The organism is Ralstonia pickettii (assembly GCF_001699815.1).
Classification (GTDB): domain Bacteria; phylum Pseudomonadota; class Gammaproteobacteria; order Burkholderiales; family Burkholderiaceae; genus Ralstonia; species Ralstonia thomasii.
The window spans coordinates 97,036-116,657 of sequence record NZ_MCGB01000025.1 but is presented as its reverse complement, the minus strand read 5'-3'; the positions used below and the strand labels follow the sequence as shown (position 1 = coordinate 116,657).

At 64.6% G+C, this 19,622-nt stretch carries 15 protein-coding genes, 1 tRNA gene and 2 pseudogenes; 4 read left to right on the top strand and 14 right to left on the bottom strand.

Annotated features, from left to right (window positions below; genetic code table 11):
* Position 1 precedes the first annotated feature (1 nt).
* The 10 genes and pseudogenes from BEK68_RS03675 to BEK68_RS26530 all read right to left on the bottom strand — a co-directional run.
* Complete coding sequence (locus tag BEK68_RS03675; RefSeq protein WP_012435175.1) at positions 2 to 1,321, bottom strand: MFS transporter; 1,320 nt, start codon at positions 1,319 to 1,321, stop codon at positions 2 to 4.
* A gap of 44 nt (positions 1,322 to 1,365) precedes the next feature.
* Complete coding sequence (locus BEK68_RS03670) at positions 1,366 to 2,748, bottom strand: amino acid permease (RefSeq protein WP_012435174.1); 1,383 nt, start codon at positions 2,746 to 2,748, stop codon at positions 1,366 to 1,368.
* Between the two features lie 238 nt (positions 2,749 to 2,986).
* Positions 2,987 to 3,532 (bottom strand): chromate transporter, encoded by a 546-nt coding sequence (locus BEK68_RS03665; protein ID WP_170816368.1) that lies wholly within the window; start codon positions 3,530 to 3,532, stop codon positions 2,987 to 2,989.
* Entirely contained in the window at positions 3,514 to 4,092 is a 579-nt protein-coding gene (locus BEK68_RS03660; protein WP_012435172.1) for a chromate transporter, read from the bottom strand. The genes BEK68_RS03665 and BEK68_RS03660 overlap by 19 nt, the downstream gene beginning before the upstream one ends.
* Before the next feature lie 4 nt (positions 4,093 to 4,096).
* Positions 4,097 to 6,439: a DNA topoisomerase IV subunit A gene (gene parC, locus BEK68_RS03655; RefSeq protein ID WP_012435171.1), complete on the bottom strand. Its 2,343-nt coding sequence runs from the start codon at positions 6,437 to 6,439 to the stop codon at positions 4,097 to 4,099.
* A gap of 49 nt (positions 6,440 to 6,488) precedes the next feature.
* Positions 6,489 to 7,379: a lytic transglycosylase domain-containing protein gene (locus BEK68_RS03650; protein ID WP_012435170.1), complete on the bottom strand. Its 891-nt coding sequence runs from the start codon at positions 7,377 to 7,379 to the stop codon at positions 6,489 to 6,491.
* Positions 7,380 to 7,395: 16 nt separating this feature from the next.
* The gene (locus BEK68_RS03645; protein WP_012435169.1) at positions 7,396 to 9,381 is read right to left on the bottom strand and encodes a DNA topoisomerase IV subunit B; all 1,986 of its coding nucleotides are present in this window, start codon (positions 9,379 to 9,381) and stop codon (positions 7,396 to 7,398) included.
* A 172-nt stretch (positions 9,382 to 9,553) separates the two neighbouring features.
* Positions 9,554 to 9,814, bottom strand: a complete 261-nt coding sequence (locus BEK68_RS26540; RefSeq protein WP_404944695.1) for a hypothetical protein — start codon at positions 9,812 to 9,814, stop codon at positions 9,554 to 9,556.
* 303 nt (positions 9,815 to 10,117) lie between these two features.
* Positions 10,118 to 10,429 (bottom strand): annotated as a pseudogene (locus BEK68_RS26535) (ATP-binding cassette domain-containing protein); the annotation flags it as partial.
* A 201-nt stretch (positions 10,430 to 10,630) separates the two neighbouring features.
* Positions 10,631 to 11,464, bottom strand: a pseudogene (locus tag BEK68_RS26530) (ABC-F family ATP-binding cassette domain-containing protein); the annotation flags it as partial.
* Positions 11,465 to 11,638: 174 nt separating this feature from the next.
* Between BEK68_RS26530 and BEK68_RS03635 the strand changes: the two are divergent.
* Entirely contained in the window at positions 11,639 to 11,845 is a 207-nt protein-coding gene (locus BEK68_RS03635) for a hypothetical protein (protein WP_012435167.1), read from the top strand.
* A gap of 472 nt (positions 11,846 to 12,317) precedes the next feature.
* Positions 12,318 to 13,226, top strand: a complete 909-nt coding sequence (locus BEK68_RS03630; protein ID WP_004629099.1) for an amino acid ABC transporter substrate-binding protein — start codon at positions 12,318 to 12,320, stop codon at positions 13,224 to 13,226.
* 80 nt (positions 13,227 to 13,306) lie between these two features.
* Here BEK68_RS03630 and BEK68_RS03625 read toward each other — a convergent pair whose 3' ends face one another.
* Complete coding sequence (locus BEK68_RS03625) at positions 13,307 to 13,522, bottom strand: hypothetical protein (protein WP_004629101.1); 216 nt, start codon at positions 13,520 to 13,522, stop codon at positions 13,307 to 13,309.
* Between the two features lie 312 nt (positions 13,523 to 13,834).
* Here BEK68_RS03625 and BEK68_RS03620 point away from each other — a divergent pair.
* A tRNA-Arg gene (locus BEK68_RS03620) sits at positions 13,835 to 13,909 on the top strand.
* Between the two features lie 113 nt (positions 13,910 to 14,022).
* Here the strand turns inward: BEK68_RS03620 and BEK68_RS26440 are convergent.
* On the bottom strand, positions 14,023 to 14,211 hold the full coding sequence (locus BEK68_RS26440) for a hypothetical protein (RefSeq protein ID WP_012435166.1): 189 nt from the start codon (positions 14,209 to 14,211) through the stop codon (positions 14,023 to 14,025).
* 499 nt (positions 14,212 to 14,710) lie between these two features.
* Between BEK68_RS26440 and BEK68_RS03610 the strand changes: the two genes are divergently transcribed.
* Positions 14,711 to 16,594 carry a DEAD/DEAH box helicase gene (locus tag BEK68_RS03610; protein ID WP_009238611.1) on the top strand — a complete coding sequence of 628 codons (1,884 nt, stop codon included), beginning with the start codon at positions 14,711 to 14,713 and terminating at the stop codon, positions 16,592 to 16,594.
* Between the two features lie 139 nt (positions 16,595 to 16,733).
* On the opposite strand, the gene BEK68_RS03605 is transcribed toward BEK68_RS03610, so the two are convergent.
* Both BEK68_RS03605 and egtD read right to left on the bottom strand, forming a co-directional pair.
* Positions 16,734 to 18,032: an ergothioneine biosynthesis protein EgtB gene (locus tag BEK68_RS03605; protein ID WP_004629107.1), complete on the bottom strand. Its 1,299-nt coding sequence runs from the start codon at positions 18,030 to 18,032 to the stop codon at positions 16,734 to 16,736.
* A 67-nt stretch (positions 18,033 to 18,099) separates the two neighbouring features.
* Positions 18,100 to 19,146, bottom strand: coding sequence for an L-histidine N(alpha)-methyltransferase (gene egtD / locus BEK68_RS03600; protein ID WP_024542244.1), 1,047 nt, complete (start codon positions 19,144 to 19,146; stop codon positions 18,100 to 18,102).
* Between the last annotated feature and the right edge of the window lie 476 nt (positions 19,147 to 19,622).

Genomic DNA, 19,622 nt, shown 5'->3' with positions numbered 1-19,622 from the left:
GTTACGACAGGCGGCGGCCGAGCGTCTCGGGCACCATGGCCAGCCCGATCAGCGAGACGAGGCCGCAGCCGATCACGTAGAAAGCCGGTGCGTTGGCATTGCCTGTGAGCTGGATCAGCTCGGTCGAGAAGAACTGCGCAAAGCCGCCAAAGATGGCGATGGCGACGCAGTAGGCAATCGACAGCCCCGTGGCGCGCAGCCGCTGCGGCAGCACCTCGCTCACGAGCACCATCGAGGCCGGCGAAGTCATCGACATCGGCACCGACAGGCAGCCGACCACGATCAGCAACCGGGCGAGCGATGGGTCTACGTTGATGAGCGCAAAGGCCGGATAGATCATCGCCAGCAGTGCAACGCGCGACCACAGCACCACCCTGCGGCGCCCCACGCGGTCGGCCAGCCGCCCCGCGAACGGCGACAGCACCACCTGCACCAGCGCAGCGATGCACGCCGCCCAGATGCCCAGCGACAGCGGCATGTGCAGCACGCTCACAGCGTAGTTGCTGAGGTAGTAGACGATGATGTACGTGGACGACGCCACCCCGATCATCAGCAGGATGCTCGCCACCAGCGTGCGACGGTGTTCGCGCAGCAACGGCAGCGTGGCGTCGGCTTCGCGCGTGCTGGGCGGTGCGGCGGTTTCCTCCAGGCGGCGGCGGATGATCAGGCCGACCGGGATGACGAGAATGCCGATCACGAACGCCAACCGCCAGCCCCACGACTCCAGCGCCCCAGGCGCCAGCACGTTGCTCAGCAGCAGGCCGACCAGCGCGCCGAACAGCGCCGCCAGCCCCTGGCTGAACGGTTGCCAGCTCGTATAGAAGCCGCGCGAACGATCATCAGCGTATTCCAGCAGCAGCGCAGTCGAAGCACCCATCTCGCCACCGATGGCAAAGCCCTGCACAAGCCGCGCAAGCACGACGAGGATGGGCGCGAGGATGCCGATCTGGGCGTAAGTGGGCGTGACGACGAAGATCAGCGACGACAGACCCATCAGCCACAACGTGAGCGCCACCGCCGGCTTGCGGCCCGCCCGATCGGCGTACATGCCGATCAGCAAACCGCCGAGCGGCCGCATCAGGAAACCCACGCCAAATGTGGCGAACGACATCAGCAACTGGCCGGTCGCGTTGCCGACCGGAAAGTACAGCCGGCCGATCAGCGTGGCGAAGAAGCTATAGACCACGAAGTCATAGAACTCGAGGCCGTTGCCGATGGTGATGGCGGCAATGGCGCGCGTGCGTGACAGCGGTTGCGCGTGGCCTGTCGCCTGCGCATCGGCGCGGCCGGCGTACGACGGCGCAGAGGTTTGGTTCGACATGGGGTGTCTCCGAAACTTGTCTTGTCTTTGCGGGCGGGCGGGGCTCACACCCCGCTTGCCTCTTCAGCCAGAACGGCTGCTGCGTTGGGCTTCACGCGCAGATACCACGCTGCCGACATGAGCAGCACCCAGCCTGCGCCGACGTAAAGCGCCACCCGGGTGTCTTCCATGGTGCCCAGCACGCCGATCACGAAGAGCATGAACGCGATGGCAAGGGCCGGCCCCACGGGCCACAGCGGCACCTTGAACTTGAGCGCACGCACTTCTTCGGCCGACAGGCGACGGCGCATCGCCACCTGCGACAACAGGATCATCAGCCAGACCCACACGGTGGCGAACGTGGCGATCGACGCGATGATCACGAAGACGTTTTCGGGGATCAGGTAGTTCAGCACCACGCCGCACAACAGCGCACCGGCCATGAACAGCACCGTCACCCAGGGCACACCGTGACGCGACGTGGCCGCAAAGATGCGCGGCGCCTGGCCCTGCTCCGCCATGCCGTACATCATCCGGCCCGCTCCAAAGATGTTGCTGTTGATGGCCGAGATGGCTGCCGAAATGACGATGAGGTTGAGGATTGCCGCCGCCGACTGGATACCCAGCCCTGAGAAGATCTGCACGAACGGGCTGCCCTGGCCGTCGATGCCTGTCCACGGGAAGATCGCCATCAGCACGCACATGGTCAGCACGTAGAACAGCAGGATGCGCGCCGGTACGGCGTTGATGGCCTTCGGGATGACCTTGTCGGGGTTCTGCGCCTCACCGCCGGTGATGCCGATGATCTCGACGCCGCCATACGCGAACATCACCACGGCAAACGACGCCACGAGGCCGCCCACGCCGTGCGGCAGGAAACCGCCATGCGACCAGAGATTGCTGAGGCCCGACGCGTGCTCGCCGTTCATCTTCACGCCGAGGAACAGGATGACGGTGCCGCCGACGATCATGGCGCCAATCGCTACGATCTTGATCAGTGCGAGCCAGAATTCCATCTCGCCGAACACCTTGACGTTGCAGAGGTTCAGGCCGCAGATGAGCATGACGATGCCGAGCACCCAGAGCCATTGCGGCACCTCGGGAAACCAGAAGCCCATGTAGATGCCGAAGGCGGTCACGTCGGCCAGGCAGACGATCACCATTTCGAGGATGTACGTCCAGCCGGTGAGAAAGCCGGCGAGCGGACCGAGGTTGTCGCGCGCATAACGCCCGAACGAACCGGAGACCGGCTGGCGCACCGCCATCTCGCCGAGCGCGCGCATGACCATGTAGACGGCCGCGCCGCCGATGATGTATGCAAGGATCACGGCCGGCCCGGCCAACTGGATGGCCGAAGCGGACCCGTAGAAAAGGCCCGTGCCGATGGCCGAACCGAGCGCGAGAAAGCGGATATGCCGCGCGCGCAGGTTGCGTTGAAGGTGTTCCAAACTGTCTCCTCTTTATGTCGGCAAGGCTGTCGGCGCAGTTCCGGGCGGGACGCAGGCGTCGAACGGACCGGAGTTCACATACAGACAACATCGCGTTGATCGATATGTTGTTGTATATACATCATGAACGGCATTGGGGTATTCCCGAGGGCTGTGCGCCCATCTCGGTGGCGAGCGGGCCAAGAAAAAAGGCGGACATGCGTCCGCCTTGGATTTCGCAGGCCGGACGGCGCGGGCGCTACACCCAGCCCATACCGCCGACCAATGCCCCCAGCCCCACCAGCACCAGCGGGTGGACGCGGGTGAAGGAGGACGCCACGACCGTCGCCACGGTCAGCGCAATGGTGCTGAAGCTGCTGTCTGCGCCGCGCGCCAGCACCCAGCCGGTGGAGAACAGCAGGCCGATCGTGAGCGGTGCGAGGCCACGGCGGACCAGCGCAATCCAGCGCGCGTCAGGCTTGCGGTCCATGACGCGCGCGATGACGGCAGCAATTACGCACGATGGCCCGCAGATGCCGACCAGCGAGGCAATCGCCCCACCCAGACCCGCCGCCTGCCAGCCGAACAACTCAACGAAGAGCACGTTGGGGCCCGGTGCGGCCTGCGAGATGGCGTACATGGCGCTCAACTGCTCGCTCGTCATGTAGTGCCGGGTGTCGACCAGAAAGCGGTGCATGTCGGGCAGCGTCGAGCTGGCCCCGCCGATGGCGAGAAACGACAGCACAAGAAAGTGCCAGAACAGGTCGAAGACGGTGGTGAGGTAGCTCATCGCATCGCCCACCATTCGAGCACGAGTGCGAGCGGAATCAGCACCAGCATCACGGGAAGCAGCGGCCACTGCAGGACGCCAATGGTCAGGAAAACCGCCAGGCCGATGCCGAGCGCCCGCCAGGTGCGCGACTGGCCCTGCGCCAGCTTGACGGCCGTTGAAAGCACCAGCCCCGCTGCCACCGCCGCCATGCCCTTGAGCAGGTTCTGCACCACCGACAGCGCACTGAAGTGGTCGTACAGCATGACGATCAGCAACAACAGCACCGCAGGCGTCAGCACCAGTCCGGCCATTGCGGCAGCGGCGCCCCGCACCCCGTGAAAGCGGTAGCCGAGCATCACCGAAAGGTTGACCACATTCGGGCCGGGCAACACCTGGCCCAGGCTCAGCAACTCGGCGAACTCGGTGTTGGAGAGCCACCGGTTGCGATCGACAATGCCGGCGCGCGCAAAGGGCAGTACGCCGCCGAAGCCCGACAGGCCCATCCGCGCAAACTCGGTGAAGAGCTTGCTGCAGGACGGAATGTTTGCGTTTGCTGCGGCGTTGGCGTCAGGTGCGGCGCTCGGATCGCTCATGGGTTCAGGCGGCGTCCGGCGCGGGCTTGGGCAACGAGAGCTTCGGGTCGCGCAGCTTGGGCTCGAGCGTCTTGCCCTTGCGTGCGCGCTTGCCGGCGTACGGCTCTTGCGCGCGGGTCGTCATGGTCTGCTCGACCGCCTTGCCGCCGCGCGGGCCGGTGCCCGAGAGCACGAAGCCCGCTGCACCGAAGGCCACTGCCTGAAGCAGCGCTTCGTTCTTCTCCAGTTCCATCAGGATCACGCCACGACCACCGCTGGCGAGCGTCTTCAACTCGCTGATCTGGAAGAGCAGCATGCGGCCGCCTTCGGACAGGCACGCCACGCCATAGGCGTCAGCCGGCACCGGCGCTGGCTTGTTGGGCTGGTCGCCCTCATCCAGCGTCAGGAACGCCTTGCCAGCCTTCTGGCGGCCGACCATGTCACCCACCTTGGCCAGGAAGCCGTTGCCGCCGCGCGTGGAAATCACCAGATTCTGTTCGGCATGGCCTGCGAACGTGTGGGCGATGTGCGTACCCGGCGCGAGTTCGATCAGCGTCGTCAGCGGCACGCCGTCGCCACGGCCGCCGGGCAGGTTCGCCACGGCCACGGAATAGACCCGGCCCGTGCCCTTGTCGTCGCGCGTGCCGAAGATCAACAGCGCATCGGTGGTCCGGCATTCAAACGTGTCGTAGAGCGTGTCGCCTGCCTTGAAGGTGAATTGCGTGGCGTCGTGGCCATGGCCCTGGCGCGTACGCACCCAGCCCTTCTGCGAAACGATCACCGTGACGGGTTCATCAACGACCTTCACTTCGGCTGCGGCGCGGCGCTCTTCCTGGATGAAGGTGCGGCGGTCGTCACCGTATTGCTTCGCGTCGGTCTCGATCTCCTTGATGATGCGACGGCGCATCATGGTCTCGGACTTCAGCAGCACGTCCAGCTCGCCCTGCTCTTCGCGCAGGTTCTTCAGCTCCTGCTCGATCTTGATCGCTTCCAGGCGAGCAAGCTGACGCAGGCGGATTTCCAGAATGTCTTCGGCCTGGCGATCGCTCAGGTTGAAGACCTGGATCAGCGCGGCCTTCGGGTCTTCGCTCTCACGGATGATGCGGATCACGTCTTCGATGCGCAGCAGAACCAACTGCCGCCCTTCGAGGATGTGGATACGGTCTTCCACCTTGCCCAGACGATGGCGCGTGCGACGCGTGACCGTGGCGAAGCGGTAGACGATCCACTCTCGCAGGATCTCTGCCAGGCCCTTCTGGCGCGGACGGCCATCCGTGCCGATCATCACCAGGTTGATGGCCGCACCCGACTCCAGCGATGTGTGGGCCAGCAATGCATTGGCAAATTCCTGCTGGTCGATGTTCTTGCTCTTGGGCTCGAACACGAGGCGCACCGGAGCGTCCTTGCCGGATTCGTCGCGCACGGCATCAAGCAGGCCCAGCATGGTCTGCTTCATGGTGAGCTGATCCGGCGACAGCGACTTCTTGCCCGTGCGCACCTTCGGGTTCGTCAGCTCTTCAATCTCTTCCAGCACCTTCTGCGACGAGGTGTTCGGCGGCAATTCGTTCACCACGAGCTGCCACTGGCCGCGCGCGAGTTCTTCGATCTTCCAGCGCGCACGCACCTTCAGGCTGCCGCGACCGCTTTCATACACCTGCGCAATGTCGGCCGCCGACGAGATGATCTGCCCGCCGCCCGGAAAGTCCGGCCCCGGCATGTACTGCATCAGGTCGGTGCTGGTGAGCTTGTCGTCGCGGATGAGCGCCACGGTGGCGGCCGCCACTTCGCGCAGGTTGTGCGACGGGATCTCCGTGGCCATCCCGACCGCAATGCCCGATGCGCCGTTGAGCAGCACGAACGGCAAGCGCGCTGGCAGCAGCTTCGGCTCTTCCATCGAGCCGTCGTAGTTCGGGATGAAATCGACGGTGCCCTGGTCCAGCTCTTCGAGCAGCAGACGCGAAATGGGCGTGAGGCGCGCTTCGGTATAGCGCATCGCCGCCGCACCGTCGCCGTCGCGCGAGCCGAAGTTGCCCTGCCCGTCGATCAGCGGGTAACGCAGCGAGAAATCCTGCGCCAGGCGCACGAGTGCGTCGTAGGCGGATTGATCGCCATGCGGGTGGAATTTGCCCAGCACGTCGCCGACCACGCGCGCCGATTTGACAGGCTTGGCATCGGAGCGCAGGCCCATCTCGTGCATCGCGAACAGGATGCGGCGCTGCACCGGCTTCTGGCCATCGGCCACCTCGGGCAGTGCGCGGCCCTTGACCACGCTGATGGCGTAGTCGAGGTAAGCGCGCTCAGCATAGGCGCCAAGCGTGAGCGCTTCGGCCGGCTCGCTGGGGTCGAAGAGGATGTCTTGTTGTTCCATGGAGACTCAAGCGAAAGCGGCGCGCTTCAACGTTGCGGCGCCGCCAGGATCAATGTTGAGGTACGTTCGTGGCCACGCCGGTGGCCGGGTCCAATACGAGTTCGATGCGTGCGGGCCGGCCCGTGCGGCCCGGCTTGCGCGTGGCGATGACGCCGTTGGCGCTCACATTCATGAATCCGGGCACGGCGGCGACCGGGTTGTAGTAGCGATAGAACTGCAGCACCGTCTTCACGTAGTTCTGCGTCTCGGCGTAGGGCGGAATGTCGTTGCCGTGCTTCTGCACGGCGCCCTCGCCCGCGTTGTAGGCGGCCAGCACAAGCTCAAGGTTGCCTGAGAACATGCGCAGCAGATCGCTCAGGTAACGCACGCCGGTGGTGATGTTGGTCTTCGGGTCGGCCAGCTTCTGGGCGGCCGTGCGGCGGGCGTCGCCGGTCACGCCGTAGCGCGCGCCGGTGTCCGGAATCACCTGCATCAGCCCGATTGCACCCTTGGGCGACACGGCCTGCGGGTTGAAACCGGATTCGGCGGCAATAACGGCTTTCACCAACGCGGGGTCGATACCGTGCTTGCTCGCGGCCTGGCGGATCAGCGGTTCCACCGTCGGCACGTTCGGATGCTGCAACACCGCGCGCACCAGGCGCTGGCGCATGCCGGCAGCGTTGTCGAGTGCATCGCGCTTGCTGGCGTTGAGATAGGCGTCGGCGTCGGGCAGCTCGGTTGCCGGCAGGGCGATGGCGCTATCGTCCTTGGCCTTGTCGTCGCCCTTGCCCGCCACCGCCACGCCCTTCATGAACAGCACGTAGCGATCGTCTATCCGCTCGGCAGCGAAGTGCGCCAGACCGTTTTCATCGATGTAGCCGTAGACGTCCGCGCGCGCCGGCTGGCTGGCCAACAAGGCCAGCGCCGTCAATGCGAATGCGAAACGTACGAAAAGCTTCATCGTTGTCGGTTTGCGATCAGATATCGGCTTCGACTTCGTTGCCGCGCGCTTCCAGCCACGTGCGGCGCGCGCCGGCTTCGCCCTTGCCCATCAGCATGTTCATCATGTTGATGGTCTGGTCTTGGCCCAGTTCGCCCAGCGCCACGGGCAGCAGACGGCGCGTGTCGGGGTTCATGGTGGTTTCCCAGAGCTGCTCGGCGCTCATTTCGCCCAAGCCCTTGAAGCGGGAAATCTGCCAGGCGCCCTCTTTCACGCCATCCTTGCGCAGTTTGTCTTCAATGGCTTCCAACTCGCCGTCATCCAGCGCGTAGAGCTTTTGCGCGGGCTTCTTGCCACGCGCCGGGGCATCGACACGATACAGCGGCGGACGGGCCACGCATACGTTCCCGCGATCGATCAATTGCGGGAAGTGCTTGAAGAACAACGTGAGCAGCAGCACCTGGATGTGCGCCCCGTCCACGTCAGCATCGGACAGGATGCAGATCTTGCCGTAGCGCAGGCCGGAGAGGTCGACCGTATCGTTCGGCCCGTGCGGGTCCACGCCGATGGCGACCGCAATGTCATGCACCTCGTTATTGGCGAACAGGCGGTCGCGCTCGGTTTCCCAGGTGTTCAGCACCTTGCCGCGCAACGGCAGGATGGCCTGGAATTCCTTGTCGCGGCCCATCTTGGCCGAGCCGCCGGCGGAATCGCCTTCCACCAGGAAGAGTTCGTTGCGGGTGACGTCGTCGGATTCGCAGTCGGTCAGCTTGCCGGGCAGCACGGCCACACCGGAGCCCTTCTTCTTCTCGACCTTCTGCGCGGCACGTGTACGCGCCTGCGCCTGCTTGATGACGAGTTCGGCCAGCTTCTTGCCGTGCTCGACGTGCTGGTTCAGCCACAGTTCCAGCGCCGGGCGGCTGAAGGTGGACACCAGGCGCACCGCATCGCGGCTATTCAGGCGTTCCTTGATCTGACCCTGGAATTGCGGGTCGAGCACCTTGGCCGACAGCACGAACGAAGCGCGCGCAAACACGTCTTCGGACATCAGCTTGACGCCCTTGGGCAGGAGCGCGTGCATCTCGACAAAGCTCTTCACGGCCTGAAACAGGCCTTCGCGCAAACCGGATTCGTGCGTGCCGCCGGCGGGCGTCGGGATGAGGTTGACGTATGACTCACGCACCGGCGAGCCCTCTTCCGTCCAGGCCACCACCCACGATGCGCCTTCGCCGAAGGCAAAACCTTCTTCGCCGGGCTTGTCAGGGTCGGCAAAGTGTTCGCCTTCAAACAGCGGGATCACCGGCTCGGCACCGCTGCCCTGCGCAAGCGATTCGACCAGATAGCCGCGCAGGCCCTGGTCGTATTGCCATTCGAGCGTCTCGCCGGTTCTTTCCAGCGTGAGCGTGACCTTCACGCCCGGCAGCAGCACGGCCTTGCTGCGCAGCAAGCGCTGCAGCTCGGCCTGCGGGATGTTCTCGGAATCGAAATACTTGGCGTCCGGCCACGCACGCACGCGCGTGCCGCTCTTCTTCTCGCCGCGTTCGGCCTTGCGGGTGGTCAACGGTTCGATCACGTCGCCACCGGAGAATGCGAGCGTCGACACGTTGCCGTCACGCCAGACCGTCACTTCCAGCCGCGTCGACAGCGCGTTCGTGACCGACACCCCCACGCCGTGCAAGCCGCCGGAGAACGCGTATGCGCCGCCGCGGCCCTTGTCGAACTTGCCGCCAGCATGCAGGCGCGTGTAGACGATCTCGACCACCGGCACGCCCTCTTCGGGGTGGATGCCGACAGGGATGCCCCGCGCATCGTCTTCCACGCTCACGCTGCCGTCCTTGTGCAGCGTCACGGCAATCAGCTTGCCGTAGCCGCCCAACGCCTCGTCAGCGGAGTTGTCGATGACTTCCTGCACGATGTGCAGGGGATTGTCGGTGCGCGTGTACATGCCCGGCCGTTGCTTGACCGGTTCCAGGCCCTTGAGGACCTTGATCGACGATTCGCTGTATTGGGAGGTTTTGCTCATGGAAGGCGGAAAAACTGACCAGGCCTGGGTCTGTCCCCAAGCACCGGGAATGCAGCGCGCATTGTAAAGGAAGCCGTCCTCAACAATGCGGAGGGATCATCAGCGTTGGGATGCGACCCGAAACCCATATTCGGTCGACATCCCGCTGACATATTGCGTGGTTACTGCAGCGTCACACCGTGCCGGCGCGTTTGGCTTCGAGGGATTCCCAACGCTCCAGCGCCTCCAGCAACTCCAGTTCGATGGCTTCGTGGCGCTCGGCGAGCTTCTGCGCGCGCTCCGGGTCGCGGCCGTAGATCGTGCCGTCTTCCAGTTCGCCGCCGACCTGCTTCTGCTCCGCCTCCAGCGCCTCGATAGTGGCGGGCAGCGCGTCGAGTTCGCGCTGCTCTTTGTAGCTGAGCTTGACCGTGGCACGCTCGCGCGGCTTGGCCATCTCGGGCTTCTTCTCTTCGGCGGCCGGCTTGGCGGCTTGCGCCATCTGCGCCGAGCGTGCCGATTGCATCTGCCAATCCGAGAACCCGCCCACGTATTCGCGCCACCGGCCTTCGCCCTCCGCCGCAATCACCGAAGTGACGACGTTGTCGACGAACGCGCGGTCGTGCGAGACCAGGAATACGGTGCCACTGTATTCCTGCAGCAGTTCTTCCAGCAGTTCGAGCGTGTCGATGTCCAGATCGTTGGTCGGCTCGTCGAGCACCAGCACGTTGGCCGGACGGGCAAACAGGCGTGCCAGCAGCAGCCGGTTGCGCTCGCCGCCCGACAGCGAGGCCACCGGCGAGCGGGCACGCTCGGGCGGGAAGAGGAAGTCGCCCAGATAGCTCATCACGTGCTTGCGCTGACCGTTGACTTCAATCCAGTCGCTGCCCGGGCTGATAGTGTCGGCAAGCGAGCGGTTCAGGTCCAATTGCGCGCGCATCTGGTCGAAGTACGCCACCTGCAGGTTGGTGCCGTTGCGCACCGTGCCGGAATCCGGTGCCAGTTCGCCGAGGATCAGCTTCAGCAGCGTGGTCTTGCCGACACCGTTGGCGCCGAGAATCCCGACCTTGTCGCCGCGCATGATGGTGGCGGTGAAGTTGTCGACGACGGTCTTGTCGCCATAGCGCTTGGTCACGTCGATCAGCTCGGCGACAATCTTGCCGGAGCGATCGCCCTGCGAGACTTCCAGCTTGACGTTGCCCTGCACCTCGCGGCGCGCCTGGCGCTCCACACGCATCTGTTCCAGCCGCGCCACGCGGCCGACGCTGCGTGTGCGCCGCGCTTCCACACCCTTGCGGATCCACACTTCTTCCTGCGCGAGCAGCTTGTCGAAGCGGGCGTTTTCCAGTGCTTCGGCGTCCAGCTCCTGCGCCTTGCGCGTCTGATACGCCGTGAAGTTGCCGGGGTACGATCGCAGCTTGCCGCGATCGAGTTCGATGATGCGTGTGGCCACGCGGTCGAGGAAGGCGCGATCGTGCGTGATGAACAACACGCTGCCGCGGAAGGCCAGCAGCAAGTCTTCGAGCCAGCGGATGGAGTTGTAGTCCAGGTGGTTGGTCGGCTCGTCCAACAGGAGGATGTCAGGCGCGCCCACCAGCGCCTGCGCAAGCGCCACACGCTTGGTCAGGCCGCCCGACAGCGAACCGATGCGCGCGCCGGGCAGCAGGCCCAGCTGGGCGATCGTCGTTTCCACGCGCGTGCGCAGTTGCCACGCGTCTGCCGCTTCCAACTGGGATTGCAGCGCCTGCAGCCTGTGCAGCGCGTCTTCATCGTGGGAGTCGCCCATCGACGTGATCAGCGCCTCGTATTCAGCCAGCAGGCCGGCAGCATGCGGCACGCCCATCGCCACGGCTTCGGCCACGGTCTGTTCGGGGTCGAATTCGGGCTCTTGCGGCACATACGCCGAGGTCACGCCGCTCTGGCGGGCGATCAGCCCGTCATCCGGCGAGGTCGTCCCCGCCACGATCTTGAGCAGCGACGACTTGCCGGTGCCGTTGCGGCCGATCAGGCCGACGCGCTCGCCGGCTTCCAGCGAGAAATCGGTGTGGTCGAGCAGCGCAACGTGGCCGAACGCCAGTTGCGCATCGGTAATGGAAAACAGGGCCATGCTGGAGAGAAAAAGGGTGCTGGCCGCGTACGGCCGGAAGGCGCGTATTGTAGTCGCCCCGCGCGTCGCCCATCGGCGACATTGCGCTTGCAGATGCCGGTGCTATAACGCTTGTGCCGCCGGACTCGCTTTTTCCGGCCGCGCCATCCATACCGTTACGAAAGGGGAATGACGATGCGCGGACTCTTCGGGCTGTTGATCATCTTGGTCGTGGCAGGCATTCCGGTGCGGCAGATCTTGCTGCGGACCGGCTTTTCACCGTGGTGGACCCTGCTTGTGCTGGTGCCGGTGGCGAACCTGGTGGCGCTGTGGATTTTCGCGTTCTCGAACTGGCCGCGGCAGTCGTCTCAGCCGGGCAACGTGCTTCCGAGTCAGAACTGACCTGGCCTCGAACGCGCAGGCGCCAAAGAAAACGGCCCGCTTTCGGCGGGCCGGAAGAGTCTCTCCTCGATGCCTTGCGAACAAGACATGGTCGGAGCATAGCGCCCCTTGTCCGTCTCGGGCAGTCGGGACAAACCCGGTAGGGAAAAACGCCTAACGCTAGGCCCGGTGCGGCTTCGCACCGCAGCAACGCATGCTGGGCCAGGTATGCACCGCGGGCGAGTCCGCTGCACCGGCTGGACGGCTGAGACGGTGCGTTGCGCACGCTGCATGTGCGTAACGCACCACTGCAAACCACGCGTCACGCATCGACTTTTAGAGGGCGAAATCCACTCTTGCAGCCTGCTTACAACACCAAAAAAGCACAGGCCTGCAGCTTGCTGCGGCGGGCCGTATCATGCGGCAGGCCCTCCGGCCACGAGCCGGGCATAACGATAAAGAGGGCCGCCGATTCTTTCCGGGGGATACAACCATGCCGTTCTTCACGCGCGCGCTGCCGGCTGCAGCGCTGCTCTTCGCTTCGCTGTCCAGTTTGCCGGGCCCTGTCCTGGCCTCCTCCACGCCGGTGCTCGACCGCATCCGCGACACCGGCACCGTCCGCGTCGCCTACCGCGAAAGCTCCGTGCCCTTCTCGTTCTACGACGCCGATAAAAAGCCCGTCGGCTATGCCGTCGATCTGTGCCTGCGCGTGGTCGACAAGCTGCGCACGGACCTCAAGCGGCCCGATCTGAAAGTGCAATATGTGCTGGTCACGCCCTCGACGCGGATGCCGGCCATCGCCGATGGCAAAGCCGACCTCGAATGCGGCTCGACCACCAACAACCGCGAACGCCGCGAGAAAGTGGCCTTCACGATTCCGCACTACATCGCGGGCATCCGCATGATCGTCAAGACGTCGTCGGGCATCCGCAGGTGGGATGACCTGCGCGGCAAGACCGTCGTCACCACCAAAGGCACCACCAGCGTGGCGGAGCTGCGCAAGATGAACGACGTGCGCGTGCTGAACATGAACTTCCTCGAAGCCAAGGACCACGCTGAATCCTTCGCGATGGTCGAAACCGGCAAGGCCGACGCTTTTGCAATGGACGACGTGCTGCTCTACGGCTTCCGCGCCAACACCAAGACCCCGGGCGACTACGCCGTCGTCGGTGACATGCTGACGGTCGAGCCCTACGCGATCATGCTGAGCAAGGACGACACCGAGTTCAAGCGCTTGGTTGATCGCGCGATGACCAACATCATCCTCGACTACGACGCCGAGAAGCTCTACAAGAAGTGGTTCCAGCAACCGATTCCGCCGCACAGCGCAAAGCTCGATATCCCGATGAGCTTCCTGCTGCGCGACTCGTTCAAGTACCCGAGCGACAAAGTCGCCGATTGAACAAAGCCGCACGCAGCATGAGCGCCGCCGTCACGCACGGCGGTGTTTTTGTTTGTGCATGACACAAACGGAAATAGGCTTTAAAGGAAGTGTTTGACGACCTGTTCTTCCAGGCCAACAAAGCGCACGAGCTGGCGTGAGCCGTCAGGGAACTGTTTGATGACGTGGCCGTCTGGCGTATCGGTGTGACGGAAATAGATCGGCCGATCAATCGACCCGGGCCGATGCTTGGGGAACAGGCTTTCCAGCGACGGCTCCACCGTCCACGGATCGTCCCGTTCTTCGGATGTCAGCATGTTGGTCGCCTAGGGGTTTCTGAAAGGGGGATGGTGAAGGATAACTTCCGTGAACAAACGTGGAAAGTTCGTAATACTTAAATCTGATTCTCCGACCGATCGTTCGTTCGCTTTAGCGTTTGCTTCATCACAAGAACGCCTGAACTGTGGGCGGCAACCCACAGAACACGTGGCGTCATCATCATTTCATATGTCGTCGGTACCGGGCGCCCGCGCGGCCCGCTGCTCCGGTGCCTCACTGGTCTTGGCCCTGCAAATTGCGTAGAATCGCGGCTCGCTCGGGCGGCCGTTTGCGTCACCCGGGGTCGGTCTCTCGCCGTAGCACAATGGATAGTGCACGCGCCTCCTAAGCGTGAGATACAGGTTCGATTCCTGTCGGCGGGACCAGCAGATACGACAAAGCCAGGCTGCACGCCTGGCTTTTTGTTCTCTTGCCCGCACAAAACAACGAGGCCCGCCACACGCGGGCGGGCCTATGGCTGCGGATGGCCCCGGGCCATCTAGGTCAGCACCGGCAGCGCTTCGAGCACGAGCAGCCCGATCAACACCCCAATGATCGTCAGAAGCACACGGATCCCTACTCGCGCACCTCGAATCACCAGTGGCGCAGACGCCAGTCCGATCACGCCCGCAACGCAAACGGCGAGCAACAGGTACAGGTTGGAGAAGGCCATCGGGAATTCCATCATCCGCCCCTTTCCGGCCGTCAGCGTGGCCGGTCCTTCAAGTATAGGCCGCGAGGCCAATCCGGCAAGCGGCGGCGGCGCGTACATCAGCGCCACCGGCAATTTTTTGCGCACTGCAAAAATTCATGCTATAGTCCGCGACTTGGCTGCTTACTGCCGTATTTTTCGGTCCGCGATTGGCCGATGTGCTGGTTCCAAACCGGCGCGCATCGTCCGAACCACCGCCCGTTGCAAGCATGCGCAGCCGATTGCCATTGTGCTTGGCATCGTCTCCGATCTCCCGCGTGGATTCACATCACGCCGAAGGGACCGCCGCCCCACCTCGCTGACCTGTTCAGCTTGAGGCCGGCCCACTCCCCCGCCTTGTCCGTTCTGCAGCCCGTCTGTCGAACCGGCCTTATCCGATTGGCGCCGACGCCCGTGATTAACCGGTCGCCGTATCCCATTTCCGTCGCCTGCATCCGTTGATGTAGCGACGCGGCAGCCTTACTACCTATTCGACATGACGCAGCCTCAAGACGGCAGCGGCGCCATTGCGCACGCTGAAACCATCAACACCAATACCGAAAACCTCATCGCCGAAACCGCGACCCGTGCAAGCGCCTTTGCTGCACTGGGCCTGGACGACCGCATCGTCCGCGCGCTTGGCGAAGTGAACTACACCACGCCCACGCCGGTGCAGGCGCAAGCCATTCCGGCCTGCCTGTCCGGCCGCGACCTGCTGGTCACGAGCCAGACTGGTTCGGGCAAGACCGCCGCTTTCATCCTGCCGGCCATCCAGCGCATCAGCGAACAGCCTGAGCCGCAGCGTCCGCGCATGGACGGCCCGCCGCAACGCATGAAAGGCCGCCGCCCACGCCCGGCACCGGCCAAGCCGTCGCTGCTGGTGCTCACGCCCACGCGTGAACTGGCCCTGCAAGTGACCACCGCCACCGCACAATACGGCCGCCATCTGCGCCGTATCGTCTGCGCGAGCATCCTGGGCGGGATGCCCTACCCGAAGCAGCTCGACATGCTGGCCCGCATGCCGGACATCATCATCGCCACGCCGGGCCGCCTGCTCGACCACATCGACTCGGGCCGCATCGACCTGTCGGCACTCGACATGCTCGTCTTTGACGAAGCCGACCGCATGCTGGACATGGGCTTCTCGGATGACATCGAAGCCATCGTCGGCGCTACGCCGGCGACGCGTCAGATGCTGATGTTCTCGGCCACCATGGACCGCCGCATCGAGCAACTGGCCGAGCGCATGATGCGCGAGCCGCAGCGCATCGAAATCGCCGCCGCCAAGGTCGACCAAAGCAACATCGAAGAGCGCCTGCACTTCACCGACGACATGTCGCACAAGCAGCAACTGCTGGATCACCTGCTGCGCGATGCATCGCTCAAGCAAGCCATCGTCTTCACGGCGACCAAGCGTGATGCCGATTCGCTGGCCGAACGCCTGACCGAGCACGGCTTCTCCGCCGGCGCCTTGCATGGCGACATGCACCAGGGCGCGCGCAACCGCACGCTGACGGCGCTGCGCCGCGGCCAGTTGCGCGTGCTGGTGGCCACCGACGTGGCAGCGCGCGGCATCGACGTGCCGGACATCACGCACGTGGTCAACTTCGACCTGCCCAAGCAAGCTGAAGACTATGTGCATCGCATCGGCCGTACGGGCCGCGCGGGCCGCAGCGGCATCGCCATCAACCTGGTGAACCACAACGACACGTTCCAATGGCGCCGTATCGAGCGCTTCGTTGATCGCCGCATCGATGCATCGGTGGTTGAGGGCCTGGAGCCGAAGCGCTCGGCCAAGCCCCGCACAGGTGGCCCGCGTGCCGGCGGCGACCGTGGCGGCTACCGCGGAAACGGTGGCAATGGCGGCGGTTATCGCGGCCAGCGTGAAGGCTACGGCGCACGCCAAGGCGGCAACGGTGGCAATAGCGGCAACAACGAAGGCCGCTTCCAACGCAGCTTCGCCGGCGACCGCGACGGCTTTGCTCCGCGCCGCGACGACCGCAACGGCAACAGCAATAGCAACAGCGGCGGCTACCAAGGCGCCCAACGCGAATGGAACCGCGACGACCGCGCCCCGCGTCCGTCGTATGGCCAAGGCCAGCAAAACCGTGGCGACTGGCAACAACGCCCCGCGCGCACGCAAGGCACGCAAGACGGCAACCGTGGCTACGGCAACAGCGCCGGCACCGGCAACGGTGGCGGTTATGGCAATCGCGATGGCAACCGCGAAGGCGCTGCCCCGCGTCGCTTCGGCGACAACAACGGCGGCAACCGCTTCGGCGACGCTGGCAACGGCGCGCAGCGTCGCAGCTATGGCAATCGCGACGGCAACCGCGACAGCTACGGCAGCAAGGGCCGTTCGCGCGACTTCGATCGTTGATCGATGAAGGGCCATTTCCTCCGGATGGCCTTAGCGGCAGCCTACAAAAAACCCCACGTCTAACAGCGTGGGTTTTTTTGTTTGGGCGGCAACCTTGATGAATTGCGTTCGACTTGCCAGTCCTGTCTACAAGCTTCCGTCAAAGCGCACAGGTTCGGAAGCCGACAAAGATGTCGTCGCGCTCCGGCAGCAGGAAGCCCCGGAAACGCGGATGACGCGCGCGCTGTGGAGTATGAGCGGCAGCACCGCGCACCGTCTGCATCGTTTGGAAGTGCGGCGCCGACAGGCTCGCCGCACGACCACGCGGCACGCCGGGCACGAAATCCGGATACGGCTCGAACGGCGATGACGTCCACTCCCACACCTGCCCCCAATGGAAGCCTGCGCGGCCTTGCACCGCGGCCATCTCCCATTCGTCTTCCGTCGGTAAGCGACGGCCGGCCCAGCGGCACCACGCCTGGGCTTCGTACAGGCTCACATGGCGCACGGGTTCGTCACGGTTGATCGTACGCGCCTGACCGTAGCGCAGTGCCTGCCAGCTGCGCGTGGTGGGATCGCGCTGCCAACCGAGCGGCGCCGAGCGCTCCTGCATCATCAGCCACTCCATGCCGGCCGGCGACCACCATTGCGGATGGTCGTAACCACGGTCCTCGATGAACTCCAGGTATTGGCCATTCGTGACGGGCTGTGCATCAATCTCGAACGCCGGCACGTATGTGCGATACGGCGGACATTCGTTGTCGAAGAAGAACCCATCGGCGTCGGGCCAGCCCATTTGGAAGCGGCCACCGGGCAACGACAATGTCTGCGCAGCCGGTACAGCCACGGCGGCCAGCGGCGGTTGCCCAGCGGGTTGCAGGCCCAATACCTGCAGCAGGCCGTGCAGATGTTCGGCGCGCAGGTCTTCGTGAAAGACCGCCCAGCGGAACGGCTCCAACGCCGCATCGTCATCGGTGCCAAGTGTGGCGAGCTTACGGAGCACACGGTCGAGCACGTCATGCGCGTACTGCTTGATCGTCGCGATGCCGGGCAGCGTCAGCTCCCAGCATGCCTCTGGTGGCATCCGGTCCATGTCGAAGAACGTGTCGGCGCCGTCGAGCGCGGCCGGCAGCGTGGCTTGCCAGCGCGCCAGTTCCCATTCGGTGCCGGCGCCGTCTTCGACGGTGTCGCTGCCGTTGCGGCGGGGCTCGCGCAGGCACCAGAACTCGGCAAACCAGGCCAGCTGGCCCAGCGTCCAAAGCGGCGGGGCGTGATGCTCGACGCGTTCAATCTGCCAGCCGCGCTGCGTGTCGCCAAACGCGGACAACAAGGCCAGCGTGCGATTGCGCGCGTCGACCAGGCTGTGCGCGATGCCCTGGCGCGGCAAGCGCCGGCCGTCGGTCCAGTCGGGAAGCGATCCGATGAAGGTCGGATCGGGGAGCATGAAGAATTCAGCCATCGCGGCACACCTCGGGCGGGAATCGATCCATTATCGCACCGGGCCGCCTGGTGTTCTGCCGCCCGGCCTAGCGGCCTACGCTCGCGTGGCAGACGGCAAAGTCGCCGCTGACATCAGTCCAGGCATGCAGGTCTTCGAAGCCGGCTTCGGCAAACATCATATGCAGGCTCGGCAGGTCGTATTTGACGGAGTTCTCGGTGTGCATGCGCTCGCCGGCAGCGAAGGCGCGCGCGTGCTTACCCCACCGAACCGTGACATCGCGACGCGCTTCCAGATGCATCTCAACGCGGTGCGCCTCTGCTCGGTACAGCGCGACATGACGCCAATCCCGCACGTCGAAATTCGCACCCAGGAGGCGATTCAGGTTGCGCAGCACGTTCAGATTGAAGGCCGCCGTCACCCCGAGCGGATCGTCGTAAGCGGCTTCGAGCCGTTGTGCGTCTTTGATGAGGTCGATGCCGATCAGCACGCTGTCGCCGGGGGCCGAAGCTTCGTGCAGGCGCGAGAGAAACGCCGCTGCCTCTTCCGGCGTGAAGTTGCCCAGGCTCGAACCGGGGTAAAACCACACGCGGCGCCCATCGCCGACGGCATCGGGCAACACCAGAGGCGCACACAGATCGGCGCCAATGCCGACCATCGGCAATTGCGGATGCTGACGCGCAAGCCCACGCAGCGTATCGCGGAGGAAATCCGCCGAAATATCGATCGCCACATATCGCGACGGTGCCAGCGTGCGGAACAGGCGCGCGGCCTTTTCACAGTTGCCGGCACCCAGGTCGATCAACGTGGCGCCGCGGCCCACGCGCATCGCGATCTCGGCCGCATGCAGGCTGAAGATGGCGGCTTCGGTGCGCGTCGGGTAGTACTCAGGCAGGTCGGTAATCGCTTCGAACAGACGCGAGCCGAGGGCATCGTAGAAAAACTTCGGGCTGATACTGGCCGCGGGTGCGAGCAGGCCTGCCTCCGCCTCGGCACGCAGCGCGGCGTCGTCTTCCGTAAAGAGCTGGTAGAAGGTCAAGCCCGCCCCAACGGCGTCGACCGTTGGCTGCGGCTGAATCAGACGGGCCAGCGCGCGGCGGGCATAGGCATCGGCGGACGGCTTGGTGGCCTGCATGGTGTCTCCCGTTGTGGGTGGAACGGCACGGTGCTGCATGGTCATGAAGGCCATCGACAGCGAGAAACGTGCCATCGCGCCTATGCCATCACCGCTCGCCGGTGGCGCGCGGATGAAATTGCAGCGTAGACGCCGCTTTGTGACAGCGCCACCGTTCTTTCGCCGGAGGGCGCCACAACGCGGCATCGCGCCAATCGTAAAAATCACCCACGCCGCTGAAAAAACCGCGCACAGCACGTCATCGTGCCGATGTTGCGTTTTTGCAGCGCACAATCGGCCTGCTGCGATACAATGCGGACTTCCTCAAAGGGGAGTAGCTCGGGGGTTCTTCAGCCCCAGGCACGATCGTCATGACGAAGCGCAAGCTTCCGGTCGTGCCGGCACCAGCAGGTTCACAACCTGCGCGTGTCGAGCAAGACCTTTGCAACCGGATTTCATGGTCTGCAAAGCGTCCCGCCCCAGCACTCCATGCAGTC